14 protein-coding genes are annotated in these 20982 nt (G+C 57.5%); 8 read left to right on the forward strand and 6 right to left on the reverse strand.

Annotated elements, in window-relative coordinates; all coding sequences use genetic code 11:
• Nucleotides 1–13: 13 nt before the first annotated feature.
• Nucleotides 14–1243, reverse strand: coding sequence for an extracellular catalytic domain type 1 short-chain-length polyhydroxyalkanoate depolymerase (locus tag ACUNV4_RS21575; protein WP_430880694.1), 1230 nt, complete (start codon nt 1241–1243; stop codon nt 14–16).
• A 27-nt stretch (nt 1244–1270) separates the two neighbouring features.
• Nucleotides 1271–1681 (reverse strand): CopG family transcriptional regulator, encoded by a 411-nt coding sequence (locus ACUNV4_RS21580; RefSeq protein ID WP_430880840.1) that lies wholly within the window; start codon nt 1679–1681, stop codon nt 1271–1273.
• A 191-nt stretch (nt 1682–1872) separates the two neighbouring features.
• Here ACUNV4_RS21580 and ACUNV4_RS21585 point away from each other — a divergent pair, with 191 nt between their 5' ends.
• The 6 genes from ACUNV4_RS21585 (at nt 1873) to ACUNV4_RS21610 (ending at nt 10295) form a co-directional block, all read left to right on the forward strand.
• A complete protein-coding gene (locus ACUNV4_RS21585) occupies nt 1873–3528 on the forward strand; it encodes a phospholipase D-like domain-containing protein (RefSeq protein ID WP_430880695.1) in 1656 nt (551 codons plus the stop codon).
• 156 nt (nt 3529–3684) lie between these two features.
• Nucleotides 3685–5637, forward strand: a complete 1953-nt coding sequence (locus tag ACUNV4_RS21590) for an AsmA family protein (RefSeq protein ID WP_430880696.1) — start codon at nt 3685–3687, stop codon at nt 5635–5637.
• Nucleotides 5638–5683: 46 nt separating this feature from the next.
• Nucleotides 5684–5995, forward strand: a complete 312-nt coding sequence (locus ACUNV4_RS21595) for a BON domain-containing protein (protein ID WP_430880697.1) — start codon at nt 5684–5686, stop codon at nt 5993–5995.
• 126 nt (nt 5996–6121) lie between these two features.
• Nucleotides 6122–6739, forward strand: coding sequence for a nucleoside deaminase (locus ACUNV4_RS21600; RefSeq protein WP_430880698.1), 618 nt, complete (start codon nt 6122–6124; stop codon nt 6737–6739).
• 400 nt (nt 6740–7139) lie between these two features.
• On the forward strand, nt 7140–8531 hold the full coding sequence (gene dbpA / locus ACUNV4_RS21605) for an ATP-dependent RNA helicase DbpA (protein ID WP_430880699.1): 1392 nt from the start codon (nt 7140–7142) through the stop codon (nt 8529–8531).
• 210 nt (nt 8532–8741) lie between these two features.
• Complete coding sequence (locus tag ACUNV4_RS21610) at nt 8742–10295, forward strand: Ppx/GppA phosphatase family protein (RefSeq protein WP_430880700.1); 1554 nt, start codon at nt 8742–8744, stop codon at nt 10293–10295.
• Between the two features lie 114 nt (nt 10296–10409).
• Here the strand turns inward: ACUNV4_RS21610 and glgC are convergent, their stop codons facing one another.
• The 4 genes from glgC to ppk2 form a co-directional block, all read right to left on the reverse strand.
• On the reverse strand, nt 10410–11642 hold the full coding sequence (gene glgC, locus ACUNV4_RS21615; protein ID WP_430880701.1) for a glucose-1-phosphate adenylyltransferase: 1233 nt from the start codon (nt 11640–11642) through the stop codon (nt 10410–10412).
• 209 nt (nt 11643–11851) lie between these two features.
• A complete protein-coding gene (locus ACUNV4_RS21620; RefSeq protein ID WP_430880702.1) occupies nt 11852–12919 on the reverse strand; it encodes a polysaccharide lyase family 7 protein in 1068 nt (355 codons plus the stop codon).
• 265 nt (nt 12920–13184) lie between these two features.
• Nucleotides 13185–14660, reverse strand: a complete 1476-nt coding sequence (locus tag ACUNV4_RS21625) for a uracil-xanthine permease family protein (protein ID WP_430880703.1) — start codon at nt 14658–14660, stop codon at nt 13185–13187.
• 219 nt (nt 14661–14879) lie between these two features.
• Nucleotides 14880–16028: a polyphosphate kinase 2 gene (gene ppk2 / locus ACUNV4_RS21630; RefSeq protein ID WP_430880704.1), complete on the reverse strand. Its 1149-nt coding sequence runs from the start codon at nt 16026–16028 to the stop codon at nt 14880–14882.
• Between the two features lie 212 nt (nt 16029–16240).
• On the opposite strand from ppk2, the gene ACUNV4_RS21635 reads away from it, so the two are divergent.
• Nucleotides 16241–17503 carry an MFS transporter gene (locus tag ACUNV4_RS21635; protein ID WP_430880705.1) on the forward strand — a complete coding sequence of 421 codons (1263 nt, stop codon included), beginning with the start codon at nt 16241–16243 and terminating at the stop codon, nt 17501–17503.
• 161 nt (nt 17504–17664) lie between these two features.
• Nucleotides 17665–20964, forward strand: a complete 3300-nt coding sequence (locus ACUNV4_RS21640) for a mechanosensitive ion channel domain-containing protein (RefSeq protein ID WP_430880706.1) — start codon at nt 17665–17667, stop codon at nt 20962–20964.
• Nucleotides 20965–20982 lie beyond the last annotated feature (18 nt).

A 20982-nucleotide genomic window follows, 5' to 3' on the forward strand; every position in this document is an offset into this window, starting at 1 on the left:
CCGTGCATAGACCTCATTCGGCAGCGTTTCTCTCGAAGAAGAAGCGAACCATCTCCGCGCTGGCATCCGGCCCCTTGCCGTCAGTGTAGGAACCTCCCGGTTGCCCGCCGGACCAGGCATGCCCCAGACCATCGACCATCCAGTATTCCAGCTCGCATGAGCCATCGACCCCGGACGACAACTGGCGGGTGTAGGCACGTCCGGAAACGCTCCCTCGCAACTCCCTCATGACGGACTGCTGCGACTCTCCACAGACGGCCTGTCGCGCAATCCTGTCTCCGTTCGATGGATGCACCGTGGTGTCCGCAGCGCCATGAAACACGATGGTTGGCACACGCGGGCGGCGAGCGCCGGGCACATTGCCAGCGGTGTCTGTCCCATTGCCTGCCATGGCGGCAAACGCGGAAGGGACATCCCGGGCGGCGCCAAACGGCAGTCCGGAGTGCGCACCGACCGCGGCAAAGACGTCGGGATAGGTTTCTCCCAGAATCACGGCCATGGCAGCGCCTGCAGACAGACCAGCCACAAAGGTGTGCTGCGGTAGTACACCATGCTCTGCCATCACCTTGCGGGTCATTCCAGCCAGAATGGCCGGCTCGCCCCGGTCTCGCTGTTGATCAGCCCGACTGAACCAGTTCCAGCACGACTGCGCGTTGTCCCCTCGCGACTGCTGCGGATAGACCACCACGAAACGCCCCTTCTCCGCCCAGGCGTTCATGTCAGTCCCGATGGCAAAGTCCTCCGGATTCTGGGTACAACCGTGCAACATGACGATCAGGCCGGTCAGCCCCTGATCAGCGGTAGACGATATATAGGTTCGATAGGCGCGGCTGCCTGCTGCACACGCGTGAATATCCTGGCGGAATTCGGCGCCTTCGGGAATCTGGACGTGTCGACGACTCGCATTGGCTGATGGCAGACCGAATTCGGGAAGGTTGCCGACCAGCCCGCGCATCGACTCCGGCATCGAATCCGATAGTGACCCCGGCATTGAGCCCCGTAGTGAACCCGACAGTGAGCCTCGCAGTGAATCCGACAGGGGCTCCCGCTGCGTATCCGACGCCGAGCCCTTCAGCAAACCTTGCGACGAATCCGATGGCGGTGTCGAAGAACCGTGAGACGACTCGGCCGGCGGTGCCATCAGACCATGCTGAGCCAGCGTACGAGTGACAAGATCCCGGGCGCCGCTACTGCTCGCCGCATTTCCGGGCAAGCGCAACAGGCGCTTTGTGACATTGATCATTTGTTGTATTTCTCGGTAATTCGCATCCTATCTGATGCGATCTGCCAGCGCGTTTCTGACTGCCGCACTGGCCTGTAGGGAACCCAGCACACTGATGGAACCGATCGTCGCCAGCGCGAGTTCCGGGGACACATCCGGAGCTATTCGTGCCAGGCCCACGACCTTGATATGCAGCAACTCGCCAGCATCCTGCACGGCTTCGAGATCCGCCCGGGAGTAGTCACGCAATCCCAGCTCCATCGTATGCCGGTCAATACTCTTGCTGACCGCATCGACATGGCTGTCCAGTTGCCTGCGAATCGCGGTCCGGATGAAATCACTGCGGTTGGAATAGAAGCCTTCCTGAACCAGCAGGTCGATTCGGCCCAGGTCGACATAACCGAGATTGATGGTGATCTTTTCGCTCTCGGGGGTCTTGTCGCGCGTCTTTTTCGGCATAGTCACTGCTTTTTCCATCCATATGGAAGGCGTATGGATGTTATACAGAGTTTTCCAGGTAGAGGAAAGCATTATTCAGCCTTGCGCCGGCAATCTGCTCTGCACGGGATGGCCTTGTAATCGCTCCATACAGCGCGATCCATACGGACTGCCGGAGTATGGTGACTGACCGTTCCAGCCATTGACCCGCCATGCTGTATGACTCCCTGACCCGTTATGCCAGCTTTGCACCTGATGCCGTCTGGACGCTGCTGTACATCGCCTGGATTCTGGGGGGAACCGTGTTTCTGTTGCTCAGGCGTCGCCGCCCGACGACAACCATGGCCTGGCTGCTGGCGTTCTGGAGCCTGCCGGTCATCAGTGGACTCCTGTACTTCCTCATTGGCCCGAGGCGTCTGGATGATCAGACCCGACGTCGACAATCGGCTCGTCGCACAGCGGCCCGGAACATTCCAGAGACCGACGCACAACTACCGGCAACATTCGTCGATCGGTTCGCGCTGTCGACTCTGGCGCACGTGGCCCGACGTGATTCTCATGCGCAGCCCGGACCACGGCCAGCCAGGGCTATCGATCTGTACGAGGATGGCAATCGCTGCTTTCCTGCCATTCTTGACGCCATACGGGACGCTCGCACTCAAGTCCATCTGGAGTACTACATCTGGCAACCGGATGTGATCGGTACTCGCCTTCGAGACACCCTGCTCGAGCAGGCCAGGGCTGGCATCAGGGTACGTATCGTGGTTGACGCCATTGGGGCCAAGAACTGTCGCGGAGACTTCTGGGCCCCCTTGCTCGAAGCCGGCGCGGAAGTGCGAAAATTCAATCCACCCCGATTATTGACACCACAGCCTGGCAAGCTCAATTTCCGCACCCACCGAAAGATCATCATCATTGACGGACAACTTGCCTTCACCGGCGGAATCAATGTCAGTGACGACAACCTCGATACCACTGGCGAATCGACGGATCAGGCCTGGCGCAGTACTCACCTGAAACTGCTGGGGCAGCCCGCCATGGATCTGCAAGCCATCTTTCTGGAAGACTGGCTTTACGCATCACCGGTCAATGCATCGGCCAATGACCATAGTGGCAATGACACTGGCAGCAACAGCAACAGCAACAACAACAACAACAACAACAACAACAACAACAGTGACAGTGACAGTGACAGTGACAGTGACAGTGACAACCAGTCTCAGACTACCGAGAAGGAACGGGCATCGCAGGCACCCGATGACATCGACGACTGGTTTCCTTCTGAAGACTCCGACACCGGCGAATACCCTGCTCCTGACTCAGCGCCATGGGTGCAGATCGTCGACTCGGGGCCGGACGAAGCCAGCAATGACATCCACCTGTTGTATTTCGCTGCCATCAATAGTGCACGCAGGCGTATCTGGATCAACACGCCCTACTTCGTACCGGATGCGCCGATCGAGATGGCACTGGAGAGCGCCTCACGGCGAGGCGTGGATGTTCGATTGATATTGCCGGCAATCGGCGACTCCATGCTGGTCAACGCAGCGGCCAGAACCTATGTCACGGATGCCACCAGAAACGGCACACGTGTCTGGCATTTCGAACCACGGATGAATCACTCCAAGGTAATGATCATCGACGATGAACTGGCTATTGTCGGAACCGCCAATATGGACAACCGAAGCTTTCGTCTCAATTTCGAAGTCGTGGCAGCCATCTACGACAAGCACAGCAACGCACGACTGGCCGAGATGTTCGAGAAGGATCTTGCCTCTTCGCGGGAATTCGAAGCCGATGACAGCCACCCGGGGATCATCGAGCGCATCATCGCCAATGCCGCACGCCTGTTGGCACCACTACTGTGACGGCGATAGTGAAAATTCTACAATCGGTGGGTTCTGACGGTTCAGCCGATGACCACGGTAGTAGTCTGTTGATCGGCAACGGTTGTCTGGCCCCTGGCGGGACGAAATACTGACAACTCAAGCCGTTTTCCTTTCGACACTCAAGGTTGCAACTGCATGGCGCACTGGATAAAGCGATTGGTTCTGGTGCTGCTGTTGGTTCCGGCAGTGATACTGATTGCACTGGAGCTGCTTCCCGGCAAATGGCTTGCACGTCAGATCTCCTCACTCGCCAGCGCCAGCAGTGGTCTTGATGTGGTCATCGACGATGCATCGCTGACTGTGTTCACCTTGAGTCCGAGTCTGTCTCTGTCCGGCATTGACGTTGATGATTCGGCCGACCAGCCAGTGGTGGATGCCGAGCAGTTGTCGGCGACGGCCAACCTTCGCGCCTTGTTCAATGAGTCTCCGCTCATCGACCGAATACAGCTGAAAGGGGGTGCTGCCTCCCTGAGTGTCGATGAGCAAGGACGCGGCAACTGGACAGACTGGCTACCTGCCTCCGATCCCGCCAGCTCTGGTGATGACAGCGACACGACACCGGCAATCCCCGCCGTCCGTTCCATTCTGATTGACAGCACGCAGATCGCCTATCGAGATCAGCGAACCGATCTGGACGTGAAACTCGATCTGAGCGCGCAAGGTTCCACGAGTGATGACAGTGAACCACTGACCGCGGAGGCCACCGGCACCATCAACGAGCTCCCCGTGTCAGCGCAGGTCTCTGCGCAGTCATTGCTTGCCGTTGCATCCATGCAGAATGACCTGTCGGTCGATGCCTCGGCAACGCTTGGCACCACCTCCGCAGATGTCCAGGGGGTTATCGGTGAGCCGTCTTCCTTCAGCCAGCTGGACCTGGATTTTTCCGTCGAAGGCCAGGACCTGCAGGATATCGAAGCCGTATCATCGATGCTCATGCCTCTCATCCCACCCTTCTCTCTGGAGGGGTCACTGCGCCGAGACAACGATGAATTCATATTGCGTCGCTTCGATGCCGTTGTCGGGGACAGCGATTTGCAAGGGGACATTCGGGTCAACCCCTTCAGTGAACCCCCTCTGCTCTATGCGAACATCATATCCACCGTACTTGACCTCGACGATCTGGCCGGATTGATTGGTGCAAGCCCGGACCCGGACGAAGTCGCCGCACCAGACGAAGCGGCGCAGACCGGACAGGGGCAGACTGACGGGCGGTTGCTACCTGACAACCCGATTCCGCTGACCGAACTCGGCGCGTTGTTCAATGGCGAGATCGCGTTTCGATCCAGCGAGATTCGAACAGAGCTGATGCCTGTGGAATCCATGGACTTGCAGCTACAGCTGCTGCCTGATCGCCTGAAGATCGAACCGCTCACGATAGGTCTGGCAGGCGGCGTGGTGGAAGGCTCGCTGGATGCCCGGTTGAGCGATGAGCCCATTTCCAGCACTCTGGAGCTTCGCGTCCTCCACGTCGATCTCGGCCCGGTCATGGCCAGCGCGGGGATCGACAATGATGCTTTCGGACAGATTGGTGGTCGTGCCAAATACTGGATGACTGGCGATACCGTTTCGGAAATGGCAGCCAGCGCTGACGGCGGTGTGTTTCTCCTGATGACGGAAGGTCAGGTGGGAGCATTGCTGACCGAACTGGCGGGCATTGATCTGGTCGAGTCATTGACCCTGCTGACGACCGAGAAGGACGAACTGACGGATATACGATGCGCTTACGCCGACCTGCATACCAGGGAAGGGCTCATGTCGGTGCAGACGTTCGTGATCGACACGGATGACACGGTCTTTCTTGCCGACGGCACAGTGGATTTCAACGATGAATCACTGGATCTGACCATCGAACCACATCCGAAGGATGTCAGCCTGCTGGCAGCTCAGACAGCCGTCGAGATTGGCGGCACTCTGACAGATCCCGCCATTCTGCCCGGCAAGTCATTGCCACTGCGTGTGGCGGCCTCCGCCATTCTGGCATCAGTGGCGGGACCTGCAGCGGCACTGCTCCCCTTCCTGGAATCAGGATCGGGTGAAGGCAGCCCGTATTGCTCTGGACTGGCAAGCTCTCTTGACGAGGCTCGCTGATGAGCCTTCCGATGGCTTTTTTCCACATCACCGCTGACACGCTCCGATGAATGCATTCTCCAGTGCTCGACATGGACTCCTGATTGGCCTGCTGCTGATGAACGCAGCCTGTACCACGGTAACGCGTGAGATCGATCAGGTGGATGCCATGACGGCGCAACGTACCACCGAAGTGAAGTCGGCATTGATTGCCAGTACCGAGGTGGACGCCGCCGCCATTCGAGTCAGTACCAGAGACGATGGCGCCTTGCTGTTATCCGGCTTTGTCGAAACAGAAAAGGAACGACAGGCCGCCTTGAAGGCGGCACGCGACGCCTTTCGTGAAGGCAGAGTGATCGACGAGCTGGAGCTGCGTTGAACAGGTCGACGGACTCCCGACGGGATCCTGAATGCGAGGATATCAAGGCTCTTTCGATGACGACGGAAGGGCCAGAGGGTGTGCCATACTGCCTACCTGCTCTTGACCAAAGGAGGCTGACCGCACATGAAATCGCTATCGACCGACGCAGCTCTGGTTCAGCGCCTGCTGGAAACCATCGAGCAGGACGTTCTGCCGTTGACTGAAGAAGCCGTACGACGTGGCAACAAGGTATTTGGTGCAGCGCTGCTGAAAAAATCGGACCGGAGCACGTTTCTCGCCGAAACCAACAACGAGATGGAAAGTCCACTGCATCACGGTGAAATGCATCTGCTCAAACGCTACTACGAGCTGTCGCCAGCCGAGCGCCTTCCACCTGGTGAATTGATCTTTCTCAGCACCCACGAACCCTGCAGCATGTGCCTGTCGGCCATCACCTGGGCCGGTTTTGACAACTTCTACTACTTTTTCAGCCACATGGACTCGCGCGACGCGTTTGCCATTCCACACGATCTGAAAATACTCAAGGAGGTGTTCGATGTCGATCCCGGAAACTATCACCGCAGCAATGCCTTCTGGCAATGTGAGGGTATCCGGGAGTGGATAGCACAACAGGAGGACGCATTGGCGAGTGACACGAGAAAGGCACTCGACGAAAAGGTGGAATCCATCTGTCAGCGGTATGCCGAGGCATCTCGACACTATCAATCCAGCAAATCCGGTAACAGCATCCCGTTGAACTAGCGATCTGTCACATTCCGGGATTCAGGCGTGTATCCTGTACGACGCAGACTCGGCCGCAGAAAAAAGATGGCCTTCCCTGGCCTCGTTGGCTCCTTGCCTCAATACCACTTGGAGGAGGAATAACGAAAGTCACCACACTTTCGAGACTTGAGAATACGCGAAGCCAATGCGATTGCATGTGACGCCATTACACTTGTTTGAGGACATAGTGTCAGCAATCATCACCGATTCCATTCATCCACGACACCAATAGACCTGGCAGGCACGCAGACCCGGTCACTTGCCACCGACAAGCCCGCCAATAAGAAGGGCCATCATCGCTCATGACAGCGCCTGCGAAGTCACCCTTGCCCGTCAAGCCTTCCACGGCAACTCCTCCACCCGAGAGCCCCGACACTTCGTGACATCCCCCCTCGATACTCCGTTCAACACTCTGCCCCTGCGCCCGGAACTGCTTGCCTCTGTCGAATCGCTGGAATACAGCGCCATGTCGGCAATCCAGATGCAGGCCCTCCCCGCCATCCTTGACAAGCGGGATGTCCTGGCGCAGGCAAGAACCGGTAGCGGCAAGACGGCGGCCTTCGCATTGGGCCTGCTCGACAAGCTGGAGATTCAGACCTACAGAACCCAGGCTCTGGTCCTGTGCCCGACGCGCGAGCTTGCCGATCAGGTCGCTGCCGACATTCGTCGACTGGCCAGCGCGCTACCCAATACTCGTGTATTGACCCTGTGTGGTGGCAAACCGATGCAGGCTCAACTCAATTCTCTCAGGCGGGACGCACACGTCATTGTCGGCACCCCGGGCAGGGTCCTCAAACATCTGGAAAAAGGCAGTCTGCTGCTCGATGGTGTACGCACTCTGGTGCTCGATGAGGCTGATCGAATGCTGGACATGGGTTTTCACGATGACATCATTCGCATCCTCGACAGGACAGACAGGCGCCGACAGACCCTGCTGTTTTCGGCCACCTATCCCGATCAGATCAGACAGATCAGTGAGGCCGTTCAAGTGGATCCGGTTGAAATACGCGTTGAATCGCTGCAACAGGAGGAACCGATCCGACAGGTGTTCTACGCTGTGGAGGAAAACGACAAGAGCGCCGCACTGCTGGCTGTGCTGCAGAGTAACCAACCCGACTCCTGCATCGTCTTCTGCAATCGGAAACAGCACTGTCAGAGCCTCACCCAGGCACTGCTTGATCAGGGGTATTGGGCCAAGGCACTGCATGGTGATCTCGATCAGCAGGCTCGCGACGAATCGATACTTCTGTTTGCCAATGGCAGCACTTCGATCCTGGTGGCCACGGATGTGGCCGCGCGAGGACTGGACATCGACACGCTGGCAGCCGTGATCAATCACGACATGGCTCTGGACCCGGATACCCATGTGCACCGCATCGGACGAACCGGCCGAGCTGGCCATGGCGGCCTTGCCATCAGCTTTGTCTTGCCGAACGAACAATACCGCCTCGAGGCCATCGAGCAGCGTCTGGAAAGGCGATTTCCTGTCGAACAATGGCCACGATCGGAGGCTCGACGGTCAAGGCCAGCCTTGCCGGCAACGGTAACCCTGCATATCAACGCCGGCAGGAAAGACAAGATTCGACCGGGTGATATTGTCGGCGCCTTGACTGCCGGGGAATCCCTGAACAAGGAGCAGATCGGGAAGATCACGGTGCAGGACAGAAAAGCGTATGTGGCAGTGGATCGCGATCAGGGAAGCCTTGCACTTGAGGTCTTGAATGGCGGCAGGATCAAGGGGCGTCGATTCAAGGTTCGTCTGTTGCGCTGAGCTTGTACGGCGAGCAGGCTCATTGCCCTGAACATCACCCGCCCCTTGAAATCTGCAACAAGCTGCATGCTACCTGATCTTTGTGTCACGGCTCTGCCTGAGACAGGCGATTGAACCAGCAATAGTTGCTAAGCTTCGGATCAGGAAAATGTCAGACAGGGAAATGAATGTGACAGTGATCAAAGCCAATTCTCACCGGGGACGTCGAACATGACAACCGGTCTATCCGATGGCACACAGACAGACCCGAGAGAGATGTCGATGGACACCAACCGGGTCGTTGAACGACAACAGACCCACTATGGGGTGATCGACATCGGCTCGAACTCGATTCGGCTGGTGGTCTACGATGACCTCAGCCGAGCCCCCTTCCCGCGCTTCAACGAAAAATCCATGGTGGCACTGGGATCGGGACTGGACGCCGATGGCAGGTTCACCGACGACACCATATCGCGAGCGCTTCATGCCATCGAGCGGTTGAGCTCCATCGCCAGGGCGATGAAGGTTGAACGTATCGATGTGCTTGCCACCGAAGCCACGCGACGGGCGAAGAATGGCAATGAACTGATCGATGCGATCCGCAAGAGAACCGGTTTGCAGACACGCATTCTGTCAGGCGAAGAAGAGGCCTTCTACTCGGCACACGGCGTCATTTCCGGCTTCTTCCAGCCCAAGGGAATGATGGGCGATATCGGCGGAGGCAGTCTGGAAGTTGCAGAAGTACTCAGCGACAGCATCGGCGAGCGGATGACCAGCATGCCACTGGGCGCCCTGCCGGTGACCGCCAGGATGCAGGAAGGCTACGGCAGCGCCAAGAAATGGGTGGATGACATCCTGTCCGAGAGCCTGCCCCCCATGCTGACCAATCCGGTCTTCTACGCTGTTGGTGGCGGCTGGCGTGCACTGGCCCGTATCCACATCGCCATGAACAATCGTCCGATCAGTGTGGTGCACGGTTACGAGTTACCGGCCAGCGAAGTCCGCTCTCTGGCCAACAGAATCGCCAAGATGACCCCCGAGCAGGTTGCGGAACTACCGGATGCGCCAGGCAGACGCATCAATACACTGCCGGCATCCGCCCTGGTCATGTCCAGAGTGCTGCGCAAACTGGCGCCGGATCGAGTGGCATTTTCAGCCTACGGCCTGCGGGAGGGCTGGCTGTACCAGCAACTGGACCAACAGGAGCAGTATCGTGATCCGCTGATCGAGGGCGCCATGGCCATCGGCATACCGGTTGCCCGCGTTCCTGCCTTCAGCGAGGCGCTGGGTGAATGGACGGACAATCTGTTTCCAGGCGAGACTCAATCCGATAAACGCCTGAGACTGGCAGTCTGCGCATTGACCGACATTGCGTGGCGAGAGCACGAGAAAATCCGCGCAACTGACAGCTTTCTGCGGCTGTTGCAGTTCCCCTTCATCGGCCTGTCCCATCCGGAACGTGCGTTCATCTCGGTGGCCATCCTTGCGCGCTATGGTGGCAAGGTGGATGACATGGTGAAAAATGCGGTCAGTGACCTGCTCAGTGTCAGTGAACTGCGACGTGCCGAGATTCTGGGTCGAACACTGTTGCTGGGGCACCGGTTTTCGGCCAGCGTACCCGAGATACTGCGTCACGCCAGAATCAGAATCGACGCCGATGCCGTGCGCCTGGAAATTCTGGATGATCGCAGCATTCCGGACAGTGATGCGGTTCAGAGTCGGTTGAAACAGCTTGCCAAGGCAACCGGGCTGGATGGCGCGGAGATCGTGAAGGTCGATAGCTGACCCATCATCCGTACAGACCCGTTTGTCAGTTGATTCGTCACGGGTGTCAGGTGATTCGTACGGCTTTGCCTGCATCGGTCCTGGCGTGCCGCTGCAGTGGCAATGGAACACCTGTCATGCAGTCACGAAGGCATCCTTGGGCACCGCCACCACACCTTTGCTCGACACATGAAATCGTCGAGCATCGGTTGTCGGGTCGCAGCCGATTCGGGTGCCGGCCGGAATCCTGACGTCCTTGTCGACTATGCAGCGTCGCAGGATGGCACCTGCGCCAACCTGTACACCATCGAACAGGATGCTGGATTCGACATGGGCTGCCTCGTCGACATGGACACGAGCAGACAGAATGGAATCGATCACGGTTCCCCCATTGACTACCGAGCCGTTGCCCAGCATGCAATTGCGGATGGACCCGATGTTGCCGGTTTCGCTGGAAGTGACTCGCGCTGGTGGATGTTGCCCCTGATAGGTTCTGATCGGCCAGGAATCCTGGTAGAGGTCCAGGGGTGGCACGCTCGACAGCAGATCCATGTTGGCTTCGAAATATGAGTCCAGCGTTCCCACATCCCGCCAATAGCGATCAGGGCTGACCCTGCCGCCCTGGCCACCGAACTGATAACCGGCAACGCGGTGAGTGGCAATCAATCCCGGCAACAGATCATGGCCAAAATCATGTGATGAATCCCTCGCGGCATGATCCGCATCCAGTTGAGCACGCAACACGTCGATATCGAAGACGTAGATGCCCATCGACGCCAGAGCATGCTGATCGTCATCCGGCAAAGGCGCAGCCTGCGTCGGTTTTTCGATGAAGTCGATCACACGGTCGCTCTTGTCCACTGTCATGATGCCGAACGAGGACGCCTCGGCAATCGGTACTCGCATGCAGGCAACCGACAGATCCGCTTTCTGTTCGATATGTTGCTGCAACATGGCAGCATAATCCATCCGGTAGACATGGTCCCCGGAGAGAATCAACACCCGCTTGGCGCCACTGCGTTCCAGCAGATACAGATTCTGGAAAATGGCGTCTGCCGTGCCGCTGTACCAGGATTCACCGGTGCGCATTTGCGGGGGGACCGCCGTGATGTACTCCCCCAGCTCCGGACTATAGATGGACCAGGCATCGCGCAGGTGTTTCTGCAGGGAGTGCGACTTGTATTGTGTCAGCACCAGGACACGTCGGATGTTGGAATGCAGGCAATTGCTGAGAGTGAAATCGATGATGCGGTACTTGCCACCGAATGGCACGCTGGGCTTTGCTCGATCGGAGGTCAAGGGATACAAACGCGTACCCTGACCCCCGGCCAGCAAGACACAGATCGTTTCCTCGCAGATAGTGTCCAAATCGGGCAAACCTCAACATCGACGATTCAGCCTAAAGCACAAGCCCCTGCAAATCCAGTGCATGATTTGACTTATTACCCGCAGCCCGGGAACAGGACTTGGGCTTTCGGTGCATGGCAACGCAAGCATATCGATTGCGATGCCATGCGCGGATCAACGGCAGCTTGTCATCGTCTTCCCGGTGAACAGATCGAGAGCAGACAAGCCGCCTATTCCTGCGTCGGTTCGCTCAGCACCAGCCTGGAGAACGATGCGCTTGCATAATCCCCATTGGCCTTGTCAATGGCCCACTCTCCGGTGCCGGGGCAAGCTGCGTACCAGATGCCTTCAGCATCCCGGGTACTGCACTGATTGTATGCACCTGCCTTGAAGTACAAGAAATCCTCGGCATAGCCCATTGGGTTGTCTTTCTCGTCCACATTGCCATCAGGGTCGACGTTGTCCGCCAGATTGATCTGAAACTCGCGGGTTTCGCGCCCGGGAGATTCGAATCTCAATGACATCACATTGCCTTGCACATTCACTTCGTAGCTGAACTCCTCGCCCAGAGCAATACCCTCATCACCCGGATCTGCCGGATTGTCCCAACCATTGCCCCAGACCACGTAGGAGATATCCGTGCGGTTCGGATCGTCCTTTTCCAGGTTCCGTTCATAGTTCCAGAATACCGAGCCATTGTCGTGTTCCGGCCACTTCTTGAAGTAGATCTTGAGCGGCTCATTGCCATACCCGAACCCCCTGCCCTCGGCCATCTGCTCCTCGTTCTTGTCAGCATGGATCTGACCGACAACCATGGAATAGGCGGGATACTTCTCCGGATGACCTGCCCGGGTCGCAACATGATTGACCTTGAGCGTGGCATTGAGCTTGCCTCCGAAGATCTGGCCCTCAGGGTTTGCCTGGAGCGCGAAGTTGTTGCCCGGCGTGTGCGTACCGATATCCGTATTCGTACCGCGCAGCATCTGTCGGAGTTCACTGCGGGTGTTTGAAGAGTTGGGAGTGGTCATGGCCTTGTTGGCCGCCGTGAAGACCATCTCTCCGTCCTCATTCAGATAGAAGAAGTCCGGATGTGAATATTGCTGTATATCGGCCACTGACACCGAGTCGATCTTTTCATCGCCATCGGCATCGAGTGGCAGAGTGATGTTCCAATGGCTCAGATCGAATTTGTCCGCCGGAACCCCACCCGCTTCACCGTACGCCAGGCCAGTCATGCCGGCCGACGTCGCGGCAAACACGGTCAATGCGACGGTCCTTGAAGTAAAGACTGGATTCATTTGCTATTCCTCTCAGGTTGAAATGCGCCCTGGTAAGGCGCCCTTGTCAGCAAATACCGTCTCTACAGACCAGGCGTGACCTGAAGCGACCGCACTCAACTGAGATATCAGATTATCACACTGATATCTCTGTTGAGACTTGGATCACAGTTCTACGCAGGCCCGATCAGCACAATCGTGGTTACCATCTGGACAGCCATCAAGGTAATCGGCAACATCGTGCCTGATGACTCGCAGTATCCGAATCCGCAGCGTCACGGCCCCTTCATGCAGGCACCGTTCCGGACACTTCCTTCACGTCGGCGGATGTCGCGCTCCCTGCATCATTGCTCTCCACACGGGTCACGGCGGACTGGCTCGAAGATGGATCCGCCTTAACCGACGCCATGGCGGTTGCATCCGCTTCTTCAGGCAACAGCAGCGACAGGACAATGGCAGACATGCCTGCCAATGTAATGGGTGTTGCGACTACCTGCTTCAGAAAATCAGGCATATGCTGAGTGGAGTCAGGTACCAGTGTGACCCCCAGCCCCAGGCCGAATGAGATGGCCATGATGTAGACCTTGCGCTTGTCGATTTCCTGAGTAGCCAGGATTCTGATACCGGCCACCGCTATGGTGCCAAACAGAATGACCGTCGCACCACCGAGCACCGGTTTGGGTACCAGCAGAAACAACGATCCGAAAATCGGGAAAAAGCCCATCAGTACCAGCAGACCGGCCACATACAGACCAACGTGGCGACTGGCCACACCGGTCATCTGGATGACTCCGTTGTTCTGCGAAAACGTGGTGTTGGGGAAGGTGTTGAACAGTGCAGCGATACCGGAATTCACGCCATCGCCGAGAATCCCTCCCTTGATTCGTTTCATGTACAACTCGCCCTTGATCGGCTCGCCGGAAATGACAGAGTTGGCGGTCAGATCTCCACTGGTTTCGATGGCGGTAACCAGATAGATGAATGCAACGGGTATGAACAGGAACGGGTCAAAATCCAGCCCGAACCTGACAGGTACCGGCAAGGCAAAAAAGGGTGAATTTCCGAGGTTGGAAAAATCGACTTGCCCCAGGACGGCAGCAGCCACCACGCCGATCAACAGGCCGATCATGATGGCGGAGATTCGCAGCATGAGGCTCCCGCGAAAGGTAAGCGTCAGAATGGATGCAACGACCAGACTGCCAAGCAAGAGATTGACCGGCGAGCCCAACGCATCACCAGCCTGTTGACCACCTGCAAAGTCAGTGAAACCCACCTTGATCAGACTCAGTCCGATCACCGTGATGACAATGCCGGTGACTGTGGGCGTGATGATGCGATCCAGCTTGTGTATGAACTGGCTGAGAACGATCTCGACAAGACAGCCTGCCAGGCACAGCCCGAACAGCATTGCAAGGATGTCTTCAGGCGTTCCCCCCTGCCCCTTGACCGAAAAACCGGCAGCCAGCAGTGCCCCCAGAAACGCAAAACTGGTCCCTTGCAGACTCAGCAGGCCGGAACCGATCGGCCCTACGGTCTTGCACTGTATGAAGGTGGAGACTCCCGAGACGAACAAGCCCATGGCAATCAGATATGGGGTGTAGGCTCCCAGTTCGAGAACGCCGCCGATGATGATCGACGGGGTTACAACCCCGACTATCGATGCCAGGATGTGCTGAAACGCCGCCAACAAGGCGGATTTGAACGGTGGCTTGTCATCCAGTGTGTAAATGAGCCCGTGATCTGGTTTTGTAGTGGTTGCCATGTCGCCGCGAGTGTCCGTGTGCCGCTGAGTGTCTGCCAGCCGTCAGCCCGAACCGTTTCATCAGGCCAGAATCAGGGCATGGGTGCCGGTTCGGGTCAACGGGATAGCGCTTGTACAGACAATAAGGCAGAGTTCACCACGTCGATGCTGCTCATAATGCAGCACCGCTATGTCATTTATGCAGCACAGCCAGCAGATGACACAGCAGACGGCGCAGTTTCACAGGTCGTGCTCACGGGTAGTGTCCCGGGTGTCATCACTGTTGATGCGGGAGTCCGGATGCAGAGACTTGCCCAGAATATGCGAGCTGTTGCTGATGCGGCTCGAGGGTACACCCACCACACGTGGGTCAGGGCCTTTCACCACCTCATGATCCTTGCCCGGATAATCCAGCGTACCGAGAAAATGCTGGATGCAGTTGATACGGGCACGCTTCTTGTCGATCGAACGAATGATGGTCCAGGGCGCATCAGCGGTGTCCGTGTAGAAGAACATCGCCTCCTTGGCTTCGGTGTAGTCATCCCACTTGGACAGGCTGGCCTTGTCGATCGGGCTGAGCTTCCACTGCTTCAACGGATCTGTCTCCCGACTCTTGAAGCGACGAGCCTGCTCTTCACGACTGACTGAAAACCAGTACTTGTAGAGTTTGATACCCGAGCGCACCATCATGCGTTCAAGCTCCGGCGTCTGCCGCATGAACTCCAGATACTCGTTCGGTTTGCAGAAACCCATGACGCGCTCCACCCCTGCGCGGTTATACCAGGACCGATCGTAGAGCACGATTTCACCTTCTGTCGGCAAATGCTCGATGTATCGTTGAAAGTACCACTGACCCCGCTCCTGGTCAGTTGGCTTGTTCAGCGCGACGACCCTGGCACTTCTGGGGTTCAGATGCTCCATGTAGCGTTTGATGGTACCTCCCTTGCCAGCGGCATCGCGACCTTCGAACAGCAGTACGAACTTCTGACCTGTCTCCTGTGCCCAGTGTTGTACTTTCAGAAGTTCGGCCTGCAGCGTGGCCTTTTCCGACTCGTATTCGGATCGCTCCAGCTTGCTCAGGGGACCCAGAGACTCTGCAAGTGCCGCACTGCCCAGAGGCGAGTAACTTTCACCCAGCGCATCGATAACCTGGTCGCTCTTGTCCGCCATCACGCGCTCCGAGTTCTTGCCCGAATTGCGTCGGCTTCTCGAAGTGGCATGCTTGCCGTCGTTGCCGCCAGCACCAGCACCAGCATCGTTGCCATTGCCATTGCCATTGCCATTGCCATTGCCGTTGCCGTTGCCGTTGCCGTTGCCGTTGCCGGAATCATCCGCCGACACAGTGACTTTCGGTTGTTCCAGCACCCCCGGGTTATCGCTCATCGCCATGCTCTCGTCTCCATTTGATCCGGATCGGGATGAACTTCCCGATTCGCGGATATTTGTATCACTTGATGAACAGACCCGTGTTGACCGGGATCAATACCTGTTCAGCCGGCCCGGATGATCTGTAGAATGGGCGGTCCAACCGCTTTCCCGATCAGGTCCGGTGACCTCTGTGTTGCCTCGGACTCGAACTCCTGCCTTTTCGACGACGACTGATGTCCGATTTCAACGATTCCCGCACACGCCGCAACATCTTTGTGCTGGTGGCTGCCCAGGCGATTCTGGGAGCCCAGATGCCCATGATCTTCGTGGTGGGTGGTCTGGCTGGTGGCATGCTGGCCGACAATGTCTGCTTTGCCACGCTCCCCATTTCCCTGATCGTCTTCGGTTCGATGACAACCGCCCCCTGGCTGTCTCCACTGATGCAACGCAAGGGACGTCGCTTCGGATTCTGCGTGGGTGCCACTGGTGGCGCGGTCGGAGCTGCCATTGCCGCCTACGGCTTGTATGTGTCGTCGTTTCCGCTGTTGCTGCTCGGATCCTACTTCACCGGGATCTACATGTCTGCGCAGGGCTTCTATCGATTTGCAGCGGCCGACACAGCATCCGAAACGTTTCGTCCCAAGGCAATTTCCTACGTCATGGCTGGAGGGCTACTGTCGGCCATCTTCGGCCCCCAGCTCAACAAGCTGGTTTTCGACGTCACGGTCCTGCCGGTATTCGGCGGCATCTTTCTGCCCAATCCGTTCATGGGAACCTATCTGACCATCATTGCGATCAACCTGGTCGGTATGCTTCTGTTTCTGCTGCTGGACCTGCCCAACGGCGATGAAACATCTGCCAGGACTGCCAGGGCTGTCCCTGCGGCACGCTCGAGAACCGAGTTGTTACGCAATCCTACGGTGCTGGTTGCCATCATCTGTGCCATGGTGTCCTACTCTCTGATGAATCTGGTCATGACCTCCACACCGCTGGCAGTCATCGGCTGCGGGTTTACCAGCGACAATGCCAATGACATCGTATCGGCTCATGTTCTGGCCATGTTCATACCCTCGTTCTTCACCGGCCATCTGATCGTGAAATACGGTGTAACGCGAATCATATCGGCCGGCCTGCTCATCCTGGCAATGGCAGGTGTGGTGGCCCTGATCGGTGTCCAGCTGGGAAATTTCTATATTGCTCTGGTACTTCTGGGAGTCGGTTGGAATTTCGGCTTCATCGGTGCCACGACCCTGCTGGCCAGCGCCCATGGCACACATGAGCGCGGCAAGGCCCAGGGCCTCAATGACATGATGGTGTTCGGCTGTGTCACCGTGGCCAGCCTGGCCTCCGGAGGCCTGATGAACTGCTCGGGCGGCACCCCGGTACATGGCTGGAGCGCAGTCAACATAGCCATGATCCCCTTTCTGTTGCTTGCCGGCGGTGCGCTGGTCTGGCTGCGTGCTCACACCCGCCGTCAGGCCAGCTCTGCAGCCTGACGGATACGCCATACCGACATCGTCGACCGACAGGAACTTTGAAAGTCTGGGGATACAGGGTACCCTTGAAAGGCCTGAGCATCTCGATTGACCATCCAAGCCCTCCCTCAGGGTACGAATGCCATGGAGACTTCCCGACCAACCGAACGCATTGACGACACATGGTGGTAACCGGATCACGGCGCCTTCTGGTACTGATACTGAGCATGATGTTTGCCCTGGGTTCGGTAAAGGCCGCCACACCGCCGCCCGACGAGCAGGAACTGAACGAGCTCGAAGACGCCATTGCCAACACGGCAGACCTGTCGGAGCAGGACTCTGGACAACTTGTCAACGAACTGAAACTGGCTCGTCGCCAACTGACAGGTCTGCAGCAACGACGGAGTGACATCGACGGCTACCTTCAACAGGTCGCCGACTACGATGCCAAGGTCAACGATCTGCAGTCCCGGATTCAGGCGCTGCTCGAAACCGGCCAGCCACGGGAATCACTGCCCGGCGGCGAAGCCGAACTTGCCGCCGCCGCTGCAGAACAGGAAGCCAGCGTCAGAGAGTCGAGTCAGGAATTGTACGAGTCTCGGGAGACAGAGGCACATCTGAGTGAACGTGCCGCTGCCATAACCCGGCAAATGGCGATGGCCGCCGCACAGATTGATGCCAGCAGTTCCCTGTCCAGCGATGCAACAGCTGATTGGCAACAGAACGTCAACTCGAAAACCACAGCGCTGGTAGAGAGAACCCGGGCATTCCTGTCACGCGTGCAATCACATGTCGCCCTTGAATCGATCAATTTGCAGCAGGTCGAACTCTCGACACTGGCACCCCGTCAGACTCTGGCCTCGCTCAATAGCCGGCTGTTGCAGATGCAGCTGGATGCCGAACTCGACGAACAGGACAGACTCTGGAGCGCACTGAATGACGCCCGAGTCTCACGGCTTCGAGACGAGATCGCAGCACATACCGATGAGACAAGCGGTCGTGAAACGGGAAGTCGTGATGTCATGCAGTTGCTCAGGGCTCGCCTGTCATTGCTCGAGAAGGAGCTTCCTCTGCTGCAGCAGACATCCTCGGTGTCCCAATCCATACTCGACATCTATCAGATCAGACTGATTCTGATGCGCGTGACCAACACGGGTTCGGTCAACGATGCGCTGGCCGTGACCGTACGCCAATTGCGCGAGCAGCTCCCCGATGAAGAAGCAATGGAGTCGCAACGCAAGGCCTTGCGCAACCAGCTGCAGAAACTGCAGGTCAATCAGATACTGTGGGAAGCCGAACTGAACAATTTCCAGACCCGCGATCAACTTGGCGGCACCATTGTCTATCCGACTGATCTGTCCCTGACTGAAGATTCCCTCGCTCAGCAGGTTGCACTGCTGAATGTCGCGAACCGGGTTTCCGATCGCATGGTCACGCTGGAAGCCGCCTTGAGCGAGGCGCTGATACGAGCCTCTCAAGTGAGAACCACACTCGATGGCAATGTTCTCTGGTTACGAACCAACGACGCAATCGGTCTGCCATGGATCAGTTATGGCTATGGCGCAGTGCAATGGCTGCTCGCTGCCGAAACCTGGCGAGGCCTGGACACTGCCTTCAAGGAAGCTCTGCAGTTGAAGATCATCACCTTGATTCCATTGGCCTTGTGTCTGCTTGGCTTGTTGGTCATGCGGCCTCACCTGAAGACGCTGCTGCGTCGCCGAGCCGGTCAGGTCGGCAATGTCGGTGAAGACGATTATTGGGTAACCCCCATGGCCTTTCTGTACAGCCTGATGTTGGCACTACCGCTGCCGCTACTGCTGTACTGCGCCTACTCCGTTGCCAGAGATGTCTTCGTGTTTGCAGGCTCGATCATTCCCGCCATCGCGGCATCTCTGCTCCTGACCAGTCTGTCGCTCGTCACACTGTTGTTTTTCAAGAGCCTGTGTCGCGAAAACGGCGTGTTCCGCGCGCACTTTTCATGGAATGATCACGCCGTCCAGCGACTGAACCGCCATCTGAACTGGTTCGTCTGGCCGTTTGCCCTGTCCGCCGCTGCCTATACCTTTGCAATCACCAGTGGCAGATCGGATTTACGCTATGCACTGGGTATCAATGCGTTTGTATTGATTTCTCTGGGACTGAGTCTGTTGCTGTACGTCCTGTTTCACCCGCATCGGGGAGTTGCCTTCGACAGGGATGCCCCTTCGATGAAATCACCCTTTACTCGTCTGGGCATCTGGACTCTGATCGTATTGCCGGCTTTCATCGGTCTACTGCCATTGATTGGCTACTTCGATACGGCGGCCGCCATTCAGAGCCGTTTGTGCCTCAGCGCCCTGTTGTTGATGGCGGTACTCATCATCGTGGATACACTGTTCCGTGAATTCATGGTGGCACACCGCCGCATGTCATTGCGCAAGGCACGTGCGAAACGCTCGGCGCTGGAAGCGGAACGAAACGCCCAGGAAACAACGCCCGTCAGTGGCGATGCCACGCCGGATCTATCCTTCGCCTGGGACGATGACTACAAACACACGGCCAATGAAGCGCAGCAGCTGCTCAGACTGGCAGGTATCGTCCTGTTCCTGCTTGGCGTCTGGGCCGTGTGGAAACCCATGTTCCCGGTGCTGGACAACTTCAATGACATTGTCCTGTGGCAGGCCGCAACCACCGCCGATGGCAGCGCGGTGACAGCGCCTGTCACGCTGGGCAAACTGCTGTTTGCAGGCACCCTCCTGCTGGTCGGTTTTGTCGGTGCTCGCAATCTGCGCAGTGTGCTGGAGCTGTTGCTGTTCGAAAGACTGAAACTGGATACCGGCACGCGCTACGCTGTCAATGCCATCGCCAGCTATGTATTGCTGGGAACCACCTTGCTGATTGCCATAGCACAGTTGGGCGTCGACTGGTCCAGGCTTCAATGGATTGTCGCCGCATTGGGTGTCGGCCTCGGTTTTGGTCTGCAGGAAATCGTTGCCAATTTCATTTCAGGGCTCATCATCCTGTTTGAACGACCTGTTCGGGTCGGAGACACGGTCACGATAGGTGGCATCAGTGGTACCGTCAGCAACATCCAGATTCGAGCGACCACACTCACCGATTTCGACAACCGCGAAGTCGTGCTGCCCAACAAGTCGATCATTACCGAGGATGTGACCAACTGGACGCTGCATGATTCCGTGACTCGCATCATGCTGACCATCGGCGTCGCTTACGGTTCGGACATCAAACAGGTTCGCCAATTGTTGATCGATTGTGTGGAGAGCACCGAGCACGTGCTGGACTCTCCGGAGCCTACGGTGTTTTTCGTCAACCACGGGGCCAGCTCACTGATCTTCGAAATTCGCGCCTTCGTTGCCACCCCGGCGTACCGATTGCCGGTCACTCATGACCTGAACTCCGCCATCAACCGCAAGCTGGCCGATCATGGCGTCGAGATCCCGTTTCCACAGCAAGTGCTGCACATGGCATCCGACAAGGAATAGCCTCGATGAGACGTGTGG

The organism is Granulosicoccus sp. 3-233, assembly GCF_052681095.1.